Below are 20,872 nucleotides of genomic sequence, written 5' to 3' on the forward strand. Positions count from 1 at the left end.
AGGAATGTTCGGCAAGAGGCGAAAGAGAAGAAGAAAAGAGAAGATATACAGGAACAGAGAAAGAGGATATACAAAGAAGCAGCAGATTCGGCTGCGGCACTATCTGAAGCTGGGCGTAGTTATCCTTGTTTTACTGATTTTGATTCTTTCTGTGATACGAATTGCAGGATGTATCCGCTCCGGGAAGTACTGGGAAAAAGAGGATGCAAAAATCGATGCGACAAAACCGGATATTGATGTGGAACTTTTGACTGTAAATGAATACTCCAGACCGGGGACGGAGACGGGAGAGATCCAGGGAATTGTGATCCACTATACGGCAAATCCCGGTGCAACGGCCATGCAGAACAGAGACTATTTTGAGGGCCTCAAAGATACGCATACCACGAAGGCAAGCAGTCATTTCATCGTTGGATTGGATGGAGAAATCGTGCAGTGTATCCCGACCTGGGAAGTGGCTTATGCCTCGAATTCGCGAAATGCAGATACAGTTTCGATCGAATGCTGCCATTCCGATGAGAGCGGGATGTTCAATGAGAAGACATATCGTTCCATGGTACAGCTCACGGCGTGGCTCTGCGAGAAGTTCGGGTTGGATGAAAATGACGTGATCCGACATTATGATGTGACCGGGAAAAACTGTCCGAAATATTTTGTGGAAAATGAAGATGCATGGGAACAGTTTAAGCTTGATGTGAAGACTGCGCTTGCAACTCCGAAAGAAGAAAAATAAGATATTTGGGTTGATAAGAAATAATAAATTCTGTTATACTGAATCCATACATATGTACAGTGGTACAAGACAGGAAATGAGGAATACAATGAAGAATATGAATAAAAAAATGTTGGATTATAATATTGTTTTGATTGGATTTATGGGCGCAGGGAAAAGCACAGTTTCCACTTACCTGAATAAAGAGTATGGTATGGAAGTGATCGAGATGGATCAGGTGATCGCAGAGCGTGAGAAGATGAGTATATCCGATATTTTTGCCGTACACGGAGAAGAATATTTTCGCAATCTGGAGACGAATCTTCTGATTGAGATGCAGTCTCAGACGAACAAAGTTATTTCCTGTGGCGGCGGTGTTGCCATGAGAGACCGCAACGTGAAAGAGATGAAGAAAAATGGAAGAGTTGTTCTACTTACGGCAGCCCCGGAGACGATTCTGGAGCGCGTGAAAGACAGTGATGACCGTCCCCTTTTGAATGGACACAAAGATGTAGATTATATCGGCGGCCTGATGGAAGTGCGAAGACCCAAATACGAAGCAGCTTCAGATATCGTTGTAAGCACGGACCAGAAACGTGTTTCAGAGATCTGTGAAGAGATGATGCAGAAATTGAAGGAAATGGATGAGAAAGATGTTTAATATGTTTTACCCGGATGATTATGTGGCATCCACTTATGTGATTGATTTTGACAAGTTATATACAGAGGGTTGCCGGGGGCTGATTTTTGATATTGATAACACACTGGTTCCTCACGGCGCACCGGCCGACCAGCGAGCTATCCGACTGTTTGAAATGCTGAGAAGGATTGGATTTGATACTTGTCTGATTTCGAATAATCAAGAGCCGAGAGTGAAGCCTTTTGCGGAGAAAGTGGGAAGTAAATATGTCTATAATGCGCATAAACCTTCTACAAAGAATTACAAGAAAGCAATGGAACTGATGAGCACGGATGAGAAGAATACCATTTTTATCGGAGATCAGTTATTTACAGATGTATGGGGAGCAAAACGCACCGGAATCGAAAGCATACTTGTGAAGCCGATACATCCAAAAGAAGAAATTCAGATTGTTCTGAAACGTTATCTTGAAAAAATTGTTCTATATTTTTATAAAAGAGACAAAAAAAGAAACAGATAATAGAAAACAGCAAAGGAGTCTGCAGGAAGCAGGCTCTTTTGTTTTGTGTGTGTCCAGCGAAGCTGGACCACACTTGCCGGTGCAAGTCCGGTCACGGTAATCGCCAGTGAGCCGTGTAGCTAAACTCGGTGTGTTGTAGTAATACAGGGTGCTAAATGAGGGGCGGATGAAAGGTTCATCCGCCTACTCTACCAGAACTGAAGTTTCACCGGATAAAATACGGCCTTCGTATGTTACAAAAATAATATAGACAATATGTATAATTTTTATAGTATTTTTCTATAATTTATGTTATTGTAAAATAAAAAGGAAAGGTGGTAGGGTTTATGAATTTAAATCAGTTGTATTATTTTGCAACTCTGGCTCAGGTGGAACACTACACAAAGGCAGCTGAGATGCTTTCCATTACGCAGCCGAGTTTAAGCCATGCCATCAGTATGCTGGAACAGGAACTGGGAACCACTCTTTTTGAAAAGCGCGGAAGAAATGTTGCCCTGACAAAGTATGGAAAAGTATTTCGCGAATATGTGCAGGAATCGCTTTCTATTCTGGATTCAGGAGTCAAAAAGATGAAGGCTCTCACAAGTGAAACGAGTGGAATGATTGATTTGGCGTACATTTATACACTTGGAAGTGTTTTTGTACCACAGCTGGTCGGAGGTTTTTTAAATCAGCATGAAGGATGGGATGTGGAGTTCCATTTTCATGCAGGCAGTACGACAGATATTATCAAGGGACTAAAAGAAGAAAAGTATGATCTTGCACTTTGCTCGGGTAAAGAAGATGAACCGGAAGTTGTTTTCATACCTGTAGGTATGGAAAAATTAGTGGTTGTTGTACCCAAAGATCATGAATTGGCCGGCAGAGGAGCGATCACACTGGCAGAGACAGTGAAATATCCGCATATCTGTTTCCCGAAATCCTGTGGACTTCGTCTGATTATTGATGATCTTTTTGAAAAATCGAGTGGAATGCCGGAGATAGCTTACGAAATACTGGAAGACAATTCTATGGCAGGTCTTGTGGCACAGGGATTTGGAATTGCTGTAATGCCGGAAATACCGCTTTTAAAAAGTCTGGCTGTGGATGTATTGGAAATCAAAGAACCTTCTTACGAACGGTTTGTTTATATGGCGATAATGAAGAACAAGTATTTAGCTCCTATTGTAAAGCATTTTGCAGATTATGTGGAGAAATGCTACAAAGAGGAGGTTTCCAAGTGAGTGAGAGTTAGGTTGCCCGAATTGTCATTCTGTGATATATTTGTGTGTGACAGGAGGGAGAAGAATGAAGCCGCTTGAAATCAGAAATATAAGAATCGGAGAAGGAATCCCTAAAATATGTGTGCCGATCGTCGGGAAAACGAAGGAGGAGATACTGGGTGAAGCCGGAAAGCTTTCAGAAGTCCCGGCAGATATCGCGGAGTGGAGAGCAGACTGGTATGAGGACGTATTTGATGTGGAGAAGGTGAAAGAAGTTTTGAAGGAACTTCGTGCAATACTGAACGAAACACCGCTCCTTTTTACAATACGAACAGCAAAAGAAGGAGGAGAGAAGGATATCACACCGGAAATGTATGCGATGCTGAATTCAGAAGCAGCAAAAACGAAAGATGCAGATCTGATCGATGTGGAAGCGTTTCTGGACGCAGATCTGGTTCCGGGCCTGATTGAAGAAATTCACCGGTGTCATGGAAAGGTTATTGCATCCAACCATGATTTCGAAAAGACACCAAAGAAGGATGAGATCGTTCGGAGACTCTGTGCCATGCAGGAAGCGGGAGCAGATATCCTGAAGATCGCTGTTATGCCACAAAGCAGGGGAGATGTTATGACCCTTATGGAAGCAACGGTTGAGATGCACGAAAAGTACGCCGATCGTCCGATCGTTTCGATGTCCATGGGAGGCATAGGTGGTATCAGCCGGATCTGCGGAGAAATGTCCGGTTCAGCTATGACATTCGGTACAGCAGGAAAGGCATCGGCACCCGGGCAGATGAACGCAAGGGATCTGAGTAAAATTCTGAAAGTACTGCATGAAAATATGTAAAAGTTGCAACTGTTCATAAAAATACAAAAGTTTCGGTTGAAAAATACAGAGATTTATTATAGAATTATTAAAGTGAATGATTTAAGATGAAAAAGGAATGCCGTAGAGCATATATTAAGGAGGAAGTATACAATGGCAGTAAAATCAGCTGGTGAATTCAGAAATGGTATGACGCTGGAAATTGAAGGCAATGTATATCAGGTACTTGAGTTCTTACATGTAAAACCAGGAAAAGGTGCAGCTTTCGTTCGTACGAAGCTTAAAAACATCATCAATGGCGGTGTGGTAGAAAGAACATTCCGTCCGACAGAGACATTTGAGGAAGCATTTATCGAGAGAAAGAATATGCAGTATCTCTACAACGACGGAGATTTGTATTATTTTATGGACAACGAGACCTATGATCAGATTGCCATTAACGCAGAAACTGTTGGCGATTCCATGAAGTTTGTGAAAGAGAATGAGAACGTTACGATCAGCTCTTATCAGGGAAGTCCTTTCGCAATTGAGCCGCCGTTTACTGTAGAACTTGAGATTACAGAGACAGAGCCAGGCGTAAAGGGAAATACTGCTACGGGTGCTACGAAACCGGCTACTGTTGAGACTGGTGCACAGGTTATGGTTCCGTTGTTTGTCGATCAGGGTGAAAGAATTAAGATTGATACTCGTACAGGAGAGTATTTATCCAGAGCATAGGTTGAAGGATAGAAAGTACAGATATGAGTGTCTGGCATTTTTCACAAAAATCATAAGAATGTATATGCCGGAATTACGGATAAATCCCGTAGTTCCGGCATTTTTTCTTGTCAAAGCCTTTGGGGCTCATGAAAAATAGTACTTGAAAAAGGAAGAAAGGAAACGTATAATCAACTCACATACCTGTAAATCAGGTATTCTCATTCAGATGATGTTTTCTTTGACGGCTGCGCAGAGTTTCAGATTTTGGGAAAGGAGAACGTATGGAATATACGGATTTTGTAAAAGCAATGCACAGAGAAGTCAGAGGACAGATGGAGCCGGATGTGGCGGTGGAGATTCACACAGCAATTAAGAATAACAGTGCCCTAAGAACCGGGCTTGTGTTTATAAAAAAAGATGTCAACATTGCTCCGACGATCTATCTGGAAGAATTCTATGAACAGTATCTCGAAGGTGCCTCAGTTCAGGAAATGGCACAGACAATTCACTCAATCTATGAAAAGATCAGTTTGAAAAATTCCTATCCATATAACAATATTTTAAAATTTGAGAATATAAAAGACAAAATTGTTTATAAACTGATTCATAAGGAATCCAATCTGGAACTGCTTCGAGAGATTCCTTATGAGGAATATCTGGATCTTGCAGTTGTTTTTTATATTCTTCTGGATCATACCGGATTCGGACCGGCAACGATTCTGATTCGCAGTGAGCATATGCTTCGGTGGAATGTCACGAAGGAAGAAATCAGCCGGCTTGCGAAAGAGAACACGCCGAAACTGCTTCCGATGGATCTTGGTATTCTTGCGGACACCATGTACGTAGTGACGAACCAGATACGCAATCTGGGTGCAGCAGTCATGTTGTATCCGGACACCTGGGAGAAAGTTGCTGCTCTTATCGGAGAAGACTTCTATATCCTTCCCAGCAGTATTCATGAACTGATTGTAGTTCCGGAAAGCATTGGAATGAATCGGCTTCAGCTTGAGAATATGGTTGAGGAGATCAATCAGACGGAAGTGGAACAAGAAGAGATACTGTCCAATACGGTCTATCGATATATTCGTAAAGAAAAGAGGGTCATTTTCTAACGAAATATAAGATAACTGTGAATCTGGTCAGAATAGATTATGATTTTTCACTTGATTTTTAGAGATAATAGTGCTATATTAATTATTGTCTCTGTAGCTCAGTGGATAGAGCACCGCCCTCCGGAGGCGGGTGCGTCAGTTCGATTCTGATCAGGGACGTATAAGAGAACGGCAGGAGTACATGATTTGTTCCATGTATTTCTGCTGTTTTTTGTAATAGTGATGCCGCATTTTTGCATCTGACAAAACTTTCAATTTTTCGCTATTGACGCAGAAAATCTGCCGCGTTATCATGGGGGAGAACAAGGAGGTTTCTGATATGGCGGAAAAAGTGAGGAATCTCTGTCTCTGGTACTGGAAGCATCAGCGGGCGAATGTGATCGTTGGGATATTGCTTCTTGGACTGGCAGGGATGATGACCGTGTTTTTTCTGACGTATGAGGAAGAACCGCAGGTGATTCCGGTTCCCGCGATCGTGAGCGTTCAAGGATGCGAAGAGATGGAGACGAATCCACTTCGTGAGAGCAGGATGGAAGATGTGAATCAGGCGGTGGAAAAGTACTATGCCCGGATTGGAGAAAATGCAGATTATGTCGAGAATTACGAGAACCTTTATCTGTATATGAAAAACGGGCAATATGAAAATACCTATGTGGTATATGCGACCTATGAGATGAAGATCCGAGATATCTATACGCCGGTTCCGGGGCTGGGAACGCTCTATATAGAGAGGGAAGAGGACGGAACAATTAAAATCAGTGCAAGCGTAGATGAAGAGATCCAGAAATACATCGCACATATCACGCAGCATGAAGATGTACGGGGACTATTCAGGCAGATCGAAGAATCTTACGCCCGTGCTGTACATTCGGATGAAATGCTGGCGCAGGCACTGGGGGATTTACAAAGCGTGCTGAAATAAAATATTGCGCACGGGAGAAGATTCCCTTATAATAAAAACTGGTTTTGAAACAGATTTGAAAGACAGAGAGGAAGAAGAGTATGAAGAAAATCCTGGATCTTATAACAGAGGAACTGGAACAGGCGTTTGAGGAGGCCGGATATGAAAAAGAACTGGCGAAAGTGACGCTGTCCAATCGGCCGGATCTTTGCGAATACCAGTGCAACGGGGCGATGGCCGGAGCTAAAAAGTACCACAAAGCACCGATCATGATCGCGGAAGAGGTTGTGGCAAAGATTACAGGTGATGGAAGCATTCGCGAGGCAGAGGCTGTGAAGCCGGGATTTATTAATCTGAAAACGAATCCGGATTATATTGCCGGATATTTGAATGAAATGGCAAAAGATGATAAATTTGGCGTGGAAGAAGAGAAAAATCCGAAGACGATCCTGATCGATTACGGCGGACCGAATGTAGCAAAACCGCTGCATGTAGGACATCTTCGTTCTGCGATCATCGGCGAAAGTATTAAGAGAATTACCCGCTTCATGGGGAATCGTGTGACCGGAGATATTCACCTTGGCGACTGGGGATATCAGATGGGATTGATTATTACAGAGCTTAGAAAGCGTCAGCCAAATCTGCCGTATTTTGACGATGCGTTTACCGGAGAATATCCGGAAGAACCGCCGTTTACGATCGGTGATCTGGAGGAAATCTATCCTGCTGCATCCGCATATGCCAAGGAGCATGAAGACTATCGTGAGGAGGCTCTGGAGGCTACTTTCCAGCTGCAGAACGGGAAAAGAGGATACCGTGCAATCTGGAATCATATTATGAATGTATCTGTAGCAGATCTTAAGAAGAATTATGCGAATCTGAACGTGGAATTTGACCTGTGGAAGGGCGAGGCAGATGCGCAGAAATATATTCCGGATATGGTGCAGCGCCTGAAGGATGAAGGATATGCACATCTGGATGAGGGAGCACTTGTGGTGGACGTAAAGGAAGAGACGGATACGAAGGAGATCCCTCCGTGTATGATTCTGAAATCAGACGGTGCCGCGCTTTATGATACCACAGACCTTGCAACGCTGGTTGAAAGAGAAGAACTTTATCATCCGGATGAAGTGATCTATGTGGTTGACAAGCGTCAGGAACTTCATTTTATCCAGGTATTCCGCTGCGCGAAGAAGACCGGAATCGTGCGCGAGGATACAAAGCTTACGTTCCTTGGCTTCGGAACGATGAACGGAAAAGATGGAAAGCCGTTCAAGACCAGAGAAGGCGGCGTGATGCGTCTGGAACATCTGATCAAAGATATTACGGATAAGATGTATGAGAAGATTACCGACAATCGTACTGTTGCAGAAGAGGAAGCGGAGAAAACAGCGAAGATCGTGGGAATGTCTGCGATTAAATACGGAGATCTTTCCAATCAGGCTGCGAAGGATTATATTTTTGACGTGGATCGTTTCACTTCATTTGAAGGAAATACCGGTCCGTACATTCTCTATACGATCGTCCGGATCAAGTCGATTTTAAATAAATACAAAGAAAATGGAAATACGCTGGATGATACGAGGATTCTTGGCGCCGGAAGTGAGAGTGAGAAGGCTCTGATGCTGGAGGCTGCCAAATTTGGAAGTGTGATGGAAACAGCATATCAGGAGCTTGCGCCGCATAAGATCTGCGCATATATCTATGATTTGGCAAATGCATTTAATCGTTTCTACCATGAAACAAAAATTCTGGCAGAAGAGGATAAGGCAAAACAGAAGAGTTATATTGGGCTTTTGAAACTGACAAGAGATATTCTGAATACCTGTATCGATCTGCTGGGATTTGAAGCACCGGAGAGGATGTAAAATAGAATAAAACTATTCGTAAGGTGGCTTGAATAAATACGAAAGAAGGAACATAAGGATGATGACAGAGAGATTATATTATGAAGACAGTCATATGGCTGAATTTGATGCGAAGGTCATTTCCTGCGAAAAGTCCGGGGAAAATTATGAGGTGGTTCTTGACAGAACTGCCTTTTTTCCTGAGGGAGGCGGACAGTCTGCCGATACCGGATTTTTGGAAGATATAAGAATCGTAGATGTTCAGGAAAAAAACGGAAGCATTTTTCATAAAGCTGAAGGCTACATTGAGCCGGGCAGTGAAGTAAAGGGAAGGATCGACTGGAAACAGAGGTTCACCAGGATGCAGCAGCATACAGGGGAGCATATTCTGTCCGGTTTGATCCATAAAAGATTTGGATATGATAATGTGGGATTTCACCTCAGTGATGAGATATGTACGCTGGATCTGAATGGCCCAATGACAAAGGAAGAAGTCAGAGAGATTGAAAATGCGGCGAATGAGGCTGTATTTGCTTGCATTCCGGTCGAGGTGTTATACCCGTCAAAAGATGAGCTTGCATCTTTGGAATACCGGAGCAAGATCGAGATCGAGGGTCAGGTCCGTATTGTGCGAATACCGGGGTATGATGTGTGTGCCTGCTGCGCACCGCATGTGGATAATACCGGTGAGATCGGTCTGATCAAACTGATTAGTGTCCAGAACTACAAAGGAGGAGTTCGGCTTACGGTGGTTTGCGGAAGACGTGCACTGGCAGATTATCAGGCGAAAGAAGACAGTGTAAAAGCGATCATGTTCAGCTTGTCCTCCAAGGAGGAATTGATAGCAGATGCAGTTGAGAAGTTGAAAGAAGAGACGAATGCATGGAAGATGAAACTGATAGAAGCCAGACGGGAGATGCTTGCAGGGAAAGTAACCGGCATAGAAGAAGGAAAAGCGTGTGTCTGCCTGTTTGAATCTGGTCTGGAGGGCAGTGAACCGCGTGAACTGATGAATCTGGTTCTGGACCGCAATGTGAAAGTATGCGGAGTATTTGCCGGGACAGATGATGTTGGATACCGCTATGTGATCGGAAGCCGCACGGAGGATGTCCGGCCTCTTGGAAAAGAGCTGAATCAGGCATTTGAAGGAAGAGGCGGAGGAAAACCGGAGATGGTTCAAGGGTCATTAAAAGGGGCTGCATCCGAAATAAAGGAGTACTTTATGAAAGTGCAGTAATGAAATTCTCATGAATTTCCTATTTACTTTTTGAAATAAATGTTGTATAGTGGTGAAATATAAAATGTAACCAGAAAAAGTAACATGATTTCAGAAAGGGCAGGATATATGAGTAGTCAAAAAATGAATATGCAGGATGGTTTGTACAGCCCGGATTTTGAGCATGACAACTGCGGAATTGGGGCAGTTGTGAATATCAAGGGAAGGAAAAGCCATGAGACAGTCGCCAATGCGCTGAAGATAGTTGAAAACCTAGAACATAGAGCTGGCAAGGATGCCGAAGGGAAGACCGGAGACGGAGTTGGAATTCTGTTACAGATTTCACATAAGTTTTTCTCCAAGGTCTGTGAACCCCTCGGCATCTTTTTAGGTTCTGAGAGAGATTATGGTGTAGGTATGTTTTTCTTCCCTCAGGATGAACTGAAGAGAAACCAGGCAAAGAATATTTTTGAAGTCATTGCAAGAAGAGAAGGCCTGAAGTTTCTTGGATGGAGAGAGGTCCCGATTCATCAGGAAATTCTCGGGAAAAAGGCAGTTGAGTGTATGCCGTGCATTATGCAGGGGTTCATTGAGCGCCCGGAGAAGATTGAGAAAGGTCTGGACTTTGACCGCCGTCTGTATGTGGTAAGGCGTGTGTTTGAGCAGAGCAGTGATGATACATATGTGGCATCCCTTTCCAGCAGGACGATCGTCTACAAAGGAATGTTCCTGGTCAAACAGCTGCGGCGATTCTTTGAAGATCTTCAGGATCCGGATTATGAATCTGCGATCGCGGTGGTACATTCCCGTTTCAGTACCAATACGAATCCGAGCTGGGAGCGGGCACATCCGAACCGATTCATAGTGCATAACGGAGAGATAAACACGATACGTGGAAATGCAGATAAGATGCGCGCCAGAGAAGAAAATATGGAATCTGAATACCTCAAAGGAGAGCTCTATAAGGTTCTTCCTGCGATCAATATTGCGGGATCAGATTCTGCCATGTTAGATAACGCTTTGGAGTTCATGGTAATGAGCGGGATGCCTCTCCCGCTTGCGGTTATGATCTCGATTCCGGAGCCATGGGCGAACAACCGAACGATGTCTCAGAAAAAGAAGGATTTTTATCAATATTATGCGACGATGATGGAACCTTGGGACGGACCTGCATCGATCCTTTTCTCCGATGGAGACTGTATGGGTGCGGTTTTGGATAGAAATGGACTTAGACCATCCCGATACTATATTACCGATGATGATACGCTGATCCTTTCTTCTGAAGTTGGCGTGCTGGATATCCCGCCGGAGAAGATCGTAGTCAAGGAGCGAATCCATCCTGGTAAAATGCTACTTGTAGATACGGTTCAGGGTAAAGTGATCGATGACGATGAACTGAAAGAAGGATATGCAGCATCACAGCCTTATGGTGAATGGCTTGACAATAATCTTGTTTGTCTGAAAGATCTGAAGATTCCAAATCTGAAGGTTCCGGAATATACGAAAGAAGAATGCCAGAAGCTTCAGAAAGCATTTGGATATTCTTATGAAGAAGTAAATTCTTCTGTGCTGAATATGGCGAAAAACGGAAGTGAAAGTATCGGTGCAATGGGAATTGATGCACCACTGGCAGTCCTCTCCGAGAAACATCAGTCCTTGTTTGGATATTTTAAACAGATTTTTGCACAGGTAACCAATCCGCCGATTGATGCGATCCGCGAAAAAGTAGTGACATCAACCAGCGTCTATGTCGGCAGGGACGGGAACCTTCTGGAAGAGAAGGAAGAAAACTGTCATGTCCTGAAGATCAATGATCCGATCCTCACAAATACGGATCTTCTGAAAATTAAAAATATGAAAGTGGAAGGCTTTAAAGTGGTGGAAATCTCGACCACGTATTTTAAAAATTCCAGCCTGGAAAAAGCGATTGATTATTTGTTTATCCAGGTGGATCGTGCAATCCGTGACGGCGCGAATATCCTGATCTTAAGTGATCGTGGTGTAGATGAATACCATATTGCTATGCCTTCACTTTTGGCTACTTCCGCAGTGCATCAGCATCTGGTGCGTACTAAGAAGCGTACGAGTGTTGCTGTAATCATGGAAACCGGTGAGCCGAGAGAGGTACATCATTTTGCAACCCTGCTGGGTTATGGAGCCTCTGCAATCAATCCGTATCTTGCCCATGAATCGATCCGCCAGCTGATTGACGAAGGAATGCTTCAGAAAGATTATTATGCTGCGGTAAATGATTATAATGAGGCAGTGATCAGCGGTATTATCAAGATTGCGTCCAAGATGGGAATCTCTACGATCCAGTCTTACCAGGGATCTATGATCTTTGAGGCAATCGGTCTGAAGTCGCAGTTCATTGATAAATATTTTACCGGAACTGTCAGCCGTGTGGGCGGTATCGGAATTGAAGAAATCGCGCAGGATTATATGGCAAGACACTTTGCTGCATTTGATCCATTGGGGCTGGATGTAGATCTGACTTTGAACAGTGTAGGACAGCATAAATCCAAGAGCGGAGGGGAGAAGCATCTGTATAATCCACGCACGATTCATATGCTGCAGCAGTCCACAAAACGTGGAGACTATCAGATGTTCAAGCAGTATACGGAAATGGTAGACGAAGAGTCACGTGGTATCACCTTACGTGGACAGATGGATTTTAATTTCCCAAAGAAAGGAGTTCCGCTGGAAGAAGTAGAAAGTGTGGATGAAATCGTGAAGCGCTTTAAGACCGGTGCGATGTCCTATGGATCCATTTCCAAAGAAGCACATGAGACGCTGGCACTTGCTATGAACGCTCTTCATGGTAAATCAAACAGTGGAGAAGGCGGAGAAGATATCGAACGTCTGGACAGCGATAAATGTTCTGCAATCAAGCAGGTCGCAAGTGGAAGGTTCGGTGTAACTTCCCGTTATCTGGTCAGTGCCAAAGAAATTCAGATCAAGATGGCACAGGGGGCAAAACCTGGAGAAGGCGGACATCTTCCGGGTGGAAAAGTATATCCGTGGATTGCCAAAACCAGGCATTCTACACCGGGAGTGGGACTGATCTCACCGCCGCCGCATCATGATATATATTCCATCGAGGATCTGGCACAGCTTATTTATGACTGTAAAAATGCCAATAAGGATGCGAGAATTTCAGTAAAACTGGTATCCGAAGCAGGGGTAGGTACGGTCGCTGCCGGCGTTGCAAAAGCGGGAGCAGGGCTGATCTTGATTTCCGGATATGACGGAGGAACCGGAGCGGCGCCGAGAAGTTCCATCCATAATGCAGGACTTCCGTGGGAACTGGGACTCGCAGAAACACATCAGACCCTGATCCAGAACGGTCTTCGTGAACGTGTACGGATTGAGACAGACGGAAAATTAATGAGCGGGCGTGATGTGGCGATCGCAGCACTTCTTGGTGCTGAAGAATTCGGATTTGCAACGGCACCGCTGGTAACAATGGGATGCATTATGATGAGAGTATGTAACCTGGATACCTGTCCGGTCGGCATTGCAACCCAGAATCCGGAGCTGCGGAAACGATTCGCAGGAAAGCCGGAGTATGTGATCAATTTCATGCGTTTCATCGCGGAAGAGCTTCGGGAATACATGGCAAAACTCGGAGTGCGTAAAGTAGATGAACTGGTAGGACGCACCGATCTCCTGAAAGTAAGAGACGTTCCCACTTCAGCGCGTGCGGCTACGCTGGATCTGTCAAGGATCCTTTACAATCCATATGCGAAAGAAAAAAGCGGCATGATCTTCAATCCGAAGAAAAAGTACGACTTTGAACTGGAAAAGACGATGGATATGAAGGTGCTTGTAAAAGAACTTCTGCCGTCTCTGGAAAAGAAAGAAAAGAGAACCCTGGAACTTGAAGTGTCCAATGTAAACCGTACCTTTGGAACCATTTTTGGCTCAGAGATCACCAGACGTTATCCGGAGGGACTCCCGGAAGACAGTTATGTAATCAAGTGTCACGGAGCCGGCGGACAGTCATTTGGCGCATTTATACCGTCAGGGCTGACGCTTCAGTTGACTGGTGACAGTAATGATTATTTCGGAAAAGGGCTGTCCGGAGGTAAACTGATCGTTTATCCACCGAAGGAAGCGAAGTTCAAGGCAAATGAGAATATTATAATAGGTAACGTTGCACTTTATGGTGCCACCAGTGGAAAAGCATTTATAAACGGACTTGCGGGAGAACGTTTCTGCGTAAGAAATTCCGGTGCAACTGCAGTGGTAGAAGGTGTCGGTGATCATGGATGTGAATACATGACCGGCGGACGTGTGGTGATTCTTGGACAGACCGGAAAGAATTTTGCGGCCGGCATGAGCGGTGGTGTGGCATATGTATTGGATGAAAACAGTGACCTTTACACCAAAGTAAATAAAGAGATGGTAAATATTGAGCATATTACCTCGAAAGCAGATGTTTCTGAACTCAAGGAAATGATCGAGGAGCATGTGGCAAATACAAATTCGGAAATGGGAAGAAAGATTCTGGAGCATTTTAAAGAATATCTTCCGAAATTCAAGAAAGTCATTCCACATGATTATGAAAAGATGCTGACTATGATTCTCCAGATGGAAGAAAAAGGATTCAGCAGTGAACAGGCAAAAATTGAAGCATTTTATGCGATTAAAAATGGAAGATAGGGGGCGAAAACAGTGGGAAAAGCAACAGGATTTATGGATTATGAGAGATGCGACCAGAAATGTGAGTCGCCGATGAGCAGAATCAAACATTTTTGTGAGTTCCACACGCCTCTGTCTAAGGAGGAACAGGAAATTCAGGGAGCAAGATGCATGTCATGCGGCGTTCCTTTCTGCCAGTCAGGGCAGATGATCATGGGGATGGCAAGTGGATGTCCGCTTCATAATCTGGTGCCGGAATGGAATGATCTGATCTATCACGGGAACTGGGAGAAAGCATATTATCGATTGGTGAAAACCAATAATTTCCCGGAATTTACATCCAGAGTGTGTCCGGCACTTTGTGAGGCGGCATGTACCTGCGGCCTTCATGGAGATGCAGTAACTACGAAAGCAAATGAATATGGAATCATTGAAAATGCCTATGAAAAGGGATACGCAAAAGCGCGCCCGCCGAAAGTACGTACCGGGAAAAAGGTGGCTGTGATCGGTTCGGGGCCTTCCGGACTTGCGGTTGCGGATCAGCTGAACCGTCGCGGTCATACCGTTACCGTATTTGAAAGAGAAGATAAAATAGGCGGTTTGCTTCGTTATGGAATTCCGAATATGAAACTGGAAAAGCAGGTGATTGATCGAAAGGTCGCAGTGATGGAAGAGGAAGGCGTCATTTTCAAAACGGGATGCGATGTGGGAAAAACAGTGAAAGCATCTGAGATTTTGAAAAATTATGACCGCATTGTACTTGCCTGTGGAGCTTCAAATCCAAGAGATATCAAAGTGCCGGGAAGAGATGCAAAAGGAATTTATTTTGCTGTAGATTTCCTGAAATCCACAACGAAATGCCTGTGGAATCATGGTATGAAGCTGAAAGAGGGAGAATACATTTCTGCAAAGGGAAAGAAAGTTATGGTCATTGGCGGCGGGGATACCGGAAATGACTGTGTTGGTACTGCTGTGCGCCATGGCGCCAAATCCGTGCTTCAGGTCGAGATGATGCCGAAACTCCCGGATGAGAGAGCGGAGAGTAATCCGTGGCCGGAGTGGCCGAGAATCTGCAAGACGGATTACGGTCAGGAGGAGGCTGCAGCTGTCTGGGGAAATGATCCGAGAATCTATCAGACAACAGTCAAAGAATTTATTAAAGATAAAAACGGAAATCTTTGTAAAGCTGTTCTTGTAAAGCTGGAAAGCAAAAAAGATGAAAAGACCGGGCGGATGATGATGGCGGAGGTCGCAGGAAGTGAATACACGGTTGAAGTAGATCTTGTCCTGATCGCGGCAGGATTTCTGGGGAGCCAGGATTACGTAACCAAAGCATTTGGCGTCGAAGTCAATGAAAGAACGAATGTCAAGACTGAGCCGGGAGAATACAAAACGAATGTGAAAAATGTATTTACAGCTGGAGATATGCATCGCGGGCAGTCTCTGGTTGTCTGGGCAATCCGGGAAGGCCGCGAAGCGGCCTGCCAGGTGGATCTGGATCTGATGCGATATACGAATCTTTATGTACAATAAAATAGGAGAGAGACTTGAGTAAAAACAGGTCTCTCTTTTTCTTTATATAAATACTTTATAAAAATGTTACATAAATGTTAAAAAATATTGCAAATCTTTGAGAGCTGCTATATAATAGTTTTGATTAAAAGAATAATTAAGGAAGTTTTAAGAAACTGAGATACTCTGATACGAAAAGCCTTGAAAATATGTGTCGTTTAGTGTATGCTTAATTCGTATGGGGTATAAATTTTAGATTTTAATAGAATAAGGTGGGTAACAATATGAAGAATAAATTTTTTCGTACACTCGTAGCATCGCTTGTTGTGAGTTCTTGTATTGTAACAACCGTGGGCGCTGCTCCGGATGCGGATACGATTAAGGAACAGAGAGATTCGGTACAGAGTCAGGTCAATTCTCTTCAGAGCCAGTTGACTGAAGTGCTTACAGAGATTAATGATCTGGAACGCCAGCTGATTGCAACCGGAGAACAGATCACACAGGCGACCGAAGATCTGGCGGAAGCTGAGGAAAAAGAGAAAGAACAGTATGAGGCCATGAAGCTTCGTATCAAGTATATGTACGAAGAAGGCAATAATACAGTGCTGGAGAAGATATTTACTTCCGGAAGCATCGGTGAGATGCTGAGTCAGGCTGAGTATATTCAGAATGTACATAAATATGACAGAGATCAGCTCAATGAATATGTTGAGACAAAAGAAAAGATTGCTGATTTGAAGGAACAGCTTGAAGAAGAGCAGAAGGAGCTCGAGGCGACACAGGAAGAATTTACGGCTAAGAAGGAATCCTTGAATGCGACTCTGGAAGAGAAGAAAGAAGAGGTTGCAGATCTCGATGCGCAATTCCAGGCGGCAGTAGAAGCTGCGGCTAAGGAAGCAGAAGAAAAGGCACGCAAAGAACGTGAGGCGGCGGAAGCAGCTGCTGCTGCTGAGAAGAATAACAGCAACAAGAATAACAGTAATAATAATACGAACAATAATAATAGTAACAATAATAGTAACAATAATAGTAACAATAATACTTCGAAGCCGAGTACCCCGTCGAACAATGGCGGAAGCAGCAGTACAAGCGGAGGCGGAACGGGCGATACCAGTGTGGCACAGGTAATCGTGAACGCGGCATACAGTCAGCTTGGAACGCCGTATGTGTGGGGCGGGACAAGCCCGGGTGTCGGCCTTGACTGTTCCGGACTTACCCAGTACTGCCACAGAGTAGCTGGAATCTCGATTCCAAGAGTATCAGGTGATCAGGGGGCAGGCGGCAAAGCGGTTTCCAGCCCGCTGCCGGGTGATATTGTATGTTATTCCGGACATGTTGGAATCTACATCGGTAACGGTCAGATGATTCATGCACCGGAACCGGGAGACGTAGTAAAAATCCAGAGTGTATACGGAAATCCATGGTACAGAAGATACTGGTAAAAAAACATTGAGAAAAAAGAGTCGGAATCCTGGCAGAACTATCTGTCAGGATTTTTAGTTACCATGCATATAAGAAAAAGCAGTTGTAATAATTCATGTAGAAAGGAAAATCGTCAGATGAGAGTAATAACAGCGAAGAGTGCCGGCTTCTGTTTTGGAGTAAAGCGGGCAGTGGAAACAGTATATAAACAGCTTGAACTGGAAACAGAAAAGCAGATATATACATATGGTCCGATTATCCATAATGAAGAAGTTGTGAAGGATTTGGAAGAACGCGGGGTAAAAGTAATACGAAGTGAGGAAGAACTGGAAAAACTGACAGAGGGTCTTGTAATCATACGATCACATGGTGTTCCCAAAAGAATTTGTGACATGCTGGAGAAGAGGGGAGTTTCATATGTGGATGCCACCTGTCCGTTTGTCAAAAGGATTCATAAAATTGTATCAGAAGAAAGTGAAAGAGGAAGCTATATTGTGATTGTCGGAGATCCAGAGCATCCGGAAGTGCAGGGAATCCGCGGATGGGCTAAGGATAATGTAAGCGTGATTCAGAATGCGGAGGAAGCACAAAAATTTTCGCTGAATTCTTGTGGGAATGCGATACCATGTAGACAGAAAGTCTGTGTAGTGGCACAAACGACATTTAATTACAATAAATTCAAAGATTTAGTTGAAATTATTTCAGAAAAGGGTTATGATATAAGTGTTTTAAATACGATTTGCAATGCTACGAAGGAGCGTCAGACAGAAGCCAGGAGCATTGCGGAAGAGGTGGATGCTATGATTGTAATTGGTGACAAGCATAGTTCCAATACCCAAAAGCTATTTGAAATATGCAAAAAAGCATGTAACAATACGTACTATATACAGACACTTGGCGATTTGGATACGAATCAATTAAGGTCCGTGGAAACAGTAGGTATTACAGCAGGGGCATCCACGCCCAACAATATAATTGAGGAGGTTCAAAATAATGTCAGAATTAACTTTTGAACAAATGTTAGAAGAATCATTTAAAACAATTCATAATGGAGAGGTTGTAGATGGCACTGTAATCGATGTGAAACCGGACGAGATTATTCTGAATATCGGATACAAGGCCGACGGTATCATCACCAGAAGTGAATACACGAATGAGTCAGGATTAGACCTTACAACAGTTGTATCTGTTGGAGACACAATGACTGTAAAAGTGCTGAAAGTAAATGATGGAGAAGGACAGGTTCTTCTTACATACAAGAGACTTGCAGCTGAGAAGGGCAATGAAAGATTAAAAGAAGCATTCGAGAACAAAGAAGTTCTGAAAGCAACCGTTACACAGATCCTTGGCGGCGGATTAAGTGTTGTTGTAGATGAAGCAAGAGTATTTATTCCTGCAAGTCTTGTGTCAGATACTTATGAGAAAGATTTATCAAAGTATCAGGATCAGGAGATTGAGTTTGTGATCAGCGAGTTCAATCCGAGAAGAAATCGTATCATCGGTGATAGAAGACAATTGCTCGTAGCAGAGAAGGCTGAGAAGCAGAAAGAGCTCTTTGCAAAGCTGAAAGTTGGCGATACGGTTGAGGGTACTGTTAAAAACGTGACAGACTTCGGCGCATTTATCGATCTCGGCGGAGTGGACGGACTGCTTCATATTTCTGAAATGTCATGGGGAAGAGTTGAGAATCCGAAGAAAGTATTTACAGTAGGTGAGACTCTGAAAGTACTTGTGAAAGATATTCGCGATACAAAGATCGCACTCAGCCTGAAGTTCCCGGAGACCAATCCGTGGGCAAACGCAGCAGAAGATTATGCTGTAGGTAAAGAAGTGACAGGAAAAGTGGCAAGAATGACTGATTTCGGTGCATTTGTAGAGCTGGCACCTGGTGTAGATGCATTACTTCACGTATCTCAGATTTCCAGAGCACATGTTGAGAAGCCGTCTGATGTTCTTTCTGTTGGTCAGGAGATTACAGCTAAGGTTGTAGATTTGAATGAAGCTGAGAAGAAGATCAGCCTTAGCATGAAAGCACTGGAGAATGCAGAAGTGCAGGCAGCGGAAGCACCGGTTGAAGAATAGAATTTTAGAAAATTCAAGTGAATATGATGGGATTTTTATACAAAAAGAGACTGGAAACAGTCTCTTTTTGCGTCTATAAAATGTTAAAAAAACATCAAGATGTTTCTCAAAATGTACAATAAATTTGTGCATTTTACTGGAATTGTTCTTGAGTTTTCGGTATAGTTAGAGCAAGTCAACAAGGAGAAATAAGGAAGGAAGGAAATTGATTATGGGACTTTTGACATTTAAAGGCGGAGTTCATCCGAATGACGGCAAAAGCTTTGCAAAGGACAAGGAAATTGTAGAACTGTTGCCGAAAGGCGATCTTGTGTATCCGCTTTCCCAACACATCGGGGCGCCGGCAAGCCCGGTTGTCAAAAAAGGCGATCATGTCCTGAAAGGGCAGATGATTGCCGAAGCGGGTGGATTTGTATCTGCGCCGATTTATGCGTCCGTGTCGGGAACTGTAAAAGCAATTGAGCCGCATGTGAACCCGACCGGTGCAAAAGTGAATTGCATTGTAATTGAAAATGATGGTCAGTATGAAGAGGTGGAATATCCTCCTGTAAAACCACTTTCAGAACTGACAAAAGAAGAGATTCTGAATATGATCGCGAATGCCGGTATTGTAGGTATGGGTGGGGCCGGATTCCCGACCCGTGTGAAGCTCTCACCGAAAGAACCGGAGAAGATCGATTACATCATAGCGAACTGTGCAGAATGTGAACCGTATATCACGGCAGACTACAGAAGGATGATGGAGACTCCGGAACTTCTGGTAGAAGGCATGAAAGTTATTCTCAAGTTGTTTGACAATGCAAAAGGTATTTTTGGTGTGGAAGATAACAAACCGGATTGTATCGCAAAACTCAAAGAACTGGTTAAAGACGAACCGCGTATGGAAGTAAAGACATTGATGACAAAATATCCGCAGGGTGCAGAGCGTCAGCTGATCTATGCAACCACTGGACGCGCCATCAACTCTACGATGCTCCCGGCCGACGCAGGATGTGTGGTGGATAATGTAGAAACTGTCATCAGTATTTACAACGCGGTTGTGAAGGGAATCCCGTCTATGGAGCGTGTTGTGACCGTGAGTGGTGACGGCGTTGCAAATCCGGGAAATTATAAAGTCCTTTTTGGTACCAATCAGAGAGAATTGGTAGAAGCAGCAGGCGGATTGAAGGAAGGATGCGAAAAGGTGATTTCCGGCGGACCGATGATGGGATTTGCCATGTATACGCTTGACACACCGATTACGAAAACATCGTCTTCTATTCTCTGTCTTTCCAAAGACGAAGTATCTGCAAGTACGGCGACCGCATGTATCAACTGCGGAAGATGTGTGGAGGCCTGCCCAAGCCGAATCATACCGTCCAGACTTGCGGATCTTGCAGAACGTCATGATGAAGCAGGATTTGTCAAGATGAACGGACTGGAATGTGTGGAATGTGGTTCATGCAGTTATGTCTGTCCGGCAAAGCGCCATCTGAAGCAGGCAATCGGCTCCATGAGAAAGACTGCACTTGCAAATAAAAAGAAAAAATAGAACAGT

The 20,872-nt window shown here is 43.9% G+C and carries 15 protein-coding genes, 1 tRNA gene and 1 pseudogene; all 17 read left to right on the forward strand.

What is annotated here, in order from left to right; genetic code table 11:
• Nucleotides 1-4 precede the first annotated feature (4 nt).
• The 17 genes and pseudogenes from ACTNBR_RS00470 to rsxC all read left to right on the forward strand — a co-directional run bounded on the left by ACTNBR_RS00470 (nt 5) and on the right by rsxC (nt 20,866).
• The gene (locus tag ACTNBR_RS00470) at nt 5-733 is read left to right on the forward strand and encodes a peptidoglycan recognition protein family protein (protein ID WP_441015946.1); all 729 of its coding nucleotides are present in this window, start codon (nt 5-7) and stop codon (nt 731-733) included.
• A 106-nt stretch (nt 734-839) separates the two neighbouring features.
• A pseudogene (locus ACTNBR_RS00475) lies at nt 840-1,373 on the forward strand (shikimate kinase); the annotation flags it as partial.
• Nucleotides 1,366-1,872 carry a YqeG family HAD IIIA-type phosphatase gene (locus tag ACTNBR_RS00480; protein ID WP_441016018.1) on the forward strand — a complete coding sequence of 169 codons (507 nt, stop codon included), beginning with the start codon at nt 1,366-1,368 and terminating at the stop codon, nt 1,870-1,872. The pseudogene ACTNBR_RS00475 and the gene ACTNBR_RS00480, both read left to right, overlap by 8 nt.
• Nucleotides 1,873-2,198: 326 nt before the next feature.
• The gene (locus ACTNBR_RS00485; protein WP_441015949.1) at nt 2,199-3,095 is read left to right on the forward strand and encodes a LysR family transcriptional regulator; all 897 of its coding nucleotides are present in this window, start codon (nt 2,199-2,201) and stop codon (nt 3,093-3,095) included.
• A gap of 64 nt (nt 3,096-3,159) precedes the next feature.
• Nucleotides 3,160-3,921 (forward strand): type I 3-dehydroquinate dehydratase, encoded by a 762-nt coding sequence (gene aroD, locus ACTNBR_RS00490; protein WP_427806382.1) that lies wholly within the window; start codon nt 3,160-3,162, stop codon nt 3,919-3,921.
• Nucleotides 3,922-4,053: 132 nt separating this feature from the next.
• Nucleotides 4,054-4,617 carry an elongation factor P gene (efp, locus tag ACTNBR_RS00495; protein ID WP_427806381.1) on the forward strand — a complete coding sequence of 188 codons (564 nt, stop codon included), beginning with the start codon at nt 4,054-4,056 and terminating at the stop codon, nt 4,615-4,617.
• A gap of 263 nt (nt 4,618-4,880) precedes the next feature.
• A complete protein-coding gene (locus ACTNBR_RS00500; RefSeq protein ID WP_441015952.1) occupies nt 4,881-5,711 on the forward strand; it encodes a DUF5688 family protein in 831 nt (276 codons plus the stop codon).
• 87 nt (nt 5,712-5,798) lie between these two features.
• Nucleotides 5,799-5,870: transfer RNA gene (locus tag ACTNBR_RS00505), tRNA-Arg, on the forward strand.
• Between the two features lie 160 nt (nt 5,871-6,030).
• The gene (locus ACTNBR_RS00510) at nt 6,031-6,633 is read left to right on the forward strand and encodes a hypothetical protein (RefSeq protein WP_427806379.1); all 603 of its coding nucleotides are present in this window, start codon (nt 6,031-6,033) and stop codon (nt 6,631-6,633) included.
• Nucleotides 6,634-6,713: 80 nt separating this feature from the next.
• Nucleotides 6,714-8,480 (forward strand): arginine--tRNA ligase, encoded by a 1,767-nt coding sequence (gene argS, locus ACTNBR_RS00515; RefSeq protein WP_427806378.1) that lies wholly within the window; start codon nt 6,714-6,716, stop codon nt 8,478-8,480.
• Nucleotides 8,481-8,541: 61 nt separating this feature from the next.
• Complete coding sequence (locus ACTNBR_RS00520; RefSeq protein WP_427806484.1) at nt 8,542-9,696, forward strand: alanyl-tRNA editing protein; 1,155 nt, start codon at nt 8,542-8,544, stop codon at nt 9,694-9,696.
• 108 nt (nt 9,697-9,804) lie between these two features.
• The gene (gltB, locus tag ACTNBR_RS00525) at nt 9,805-14,340 is read left to right on the forward strand and encodes a glutamate synthase large subunit (RefSeq protein ID WP_441015955.1); all 4,536 of its coding nucleotides are present in this window, start codon (nt 9,805-9,807) and stop codon (nt 14,338-14,340) included.
• A gap of 12 nt (nt 14,341-14,352) precedes the next feature.
• A complete protein-coding gene (locus ACTNBR_RS00530) occupies nt 14,353-15,852 on the forward strand; it encodes a glutamate synthase subunit beta (protein WP_441015958.1) in 1,500 nt (499 codons plus the stop codon).
• A 263-nt stretch (nt 15,853-16,115) separates the two neighbouring features.
• Nucleotides 16,116-17,273 carry an NlpC/P60 family protein gene (locus ACTNBR_RS00535; protein ID WP_441015961.1) on the forward strand — a complete coding sequence of 386 codons (1,158 nt, stop codon included), beginning with the start codon at nt 16,116-16,118 and terminating at the stop codon, nt 17,271-17,273.
• 117 nt (nt 17,274-17,390) lie between these two features.
• Complete coding sequence (ispH, locus tag ACTNBR_RS00540) at nt 17,391-18,266, forward strand: 4-hydroxy-3-methylbut-2-enyl diphosphate reductase (RefSeq protein ID WP_427806374.1); 876 nt, start codon at nt 17,391-17,393, stop codon at nt 18,264-18,266.
• The gene (gene rpsA, locus ACTNBR_RS00545) at nt 18,247-19,335 is read left to right on the forward strand and encodes a 30S ribosomal protein S1 (RefSeq protein WP_427819218.1); all 1,089 of its coding nucleotides are present in this window, start codon (nt 18,247-18,249) and stop codon (nt 19,333-19,335) included. Before ispH ends, rpsA begins: the two co-directional genes overlap by 20 nt.
• A gap of 211 nt (nt 19,336-19,546) precedes the next feature.
• On the forward strand, nt 19,547-20,866 hold the full coding sequence (gene rsxC / locus ACTNBR_RS00550; RefSeq protein ID WP_441015964.1) for an electron transport complex subunit RsxC: 1,320 nt from the start codon (nt 19,547-19,549) through the stop codon (nt 20,864-20,866).
• Nucleotides 20,867-20,872 lie beyond the last annotated feature (6 nt).

Origin of the sequence: Bariatricus sp. HCP28S3_F11 (genome assembly GCF_052065395.1) — a bacterium.
In the GTDB taxonomy this organism is placed as follows: Bacteria; Bacillota; Clostridia; order Lachnospirales; family Lachnospiraceae; genus Allocoprococcus.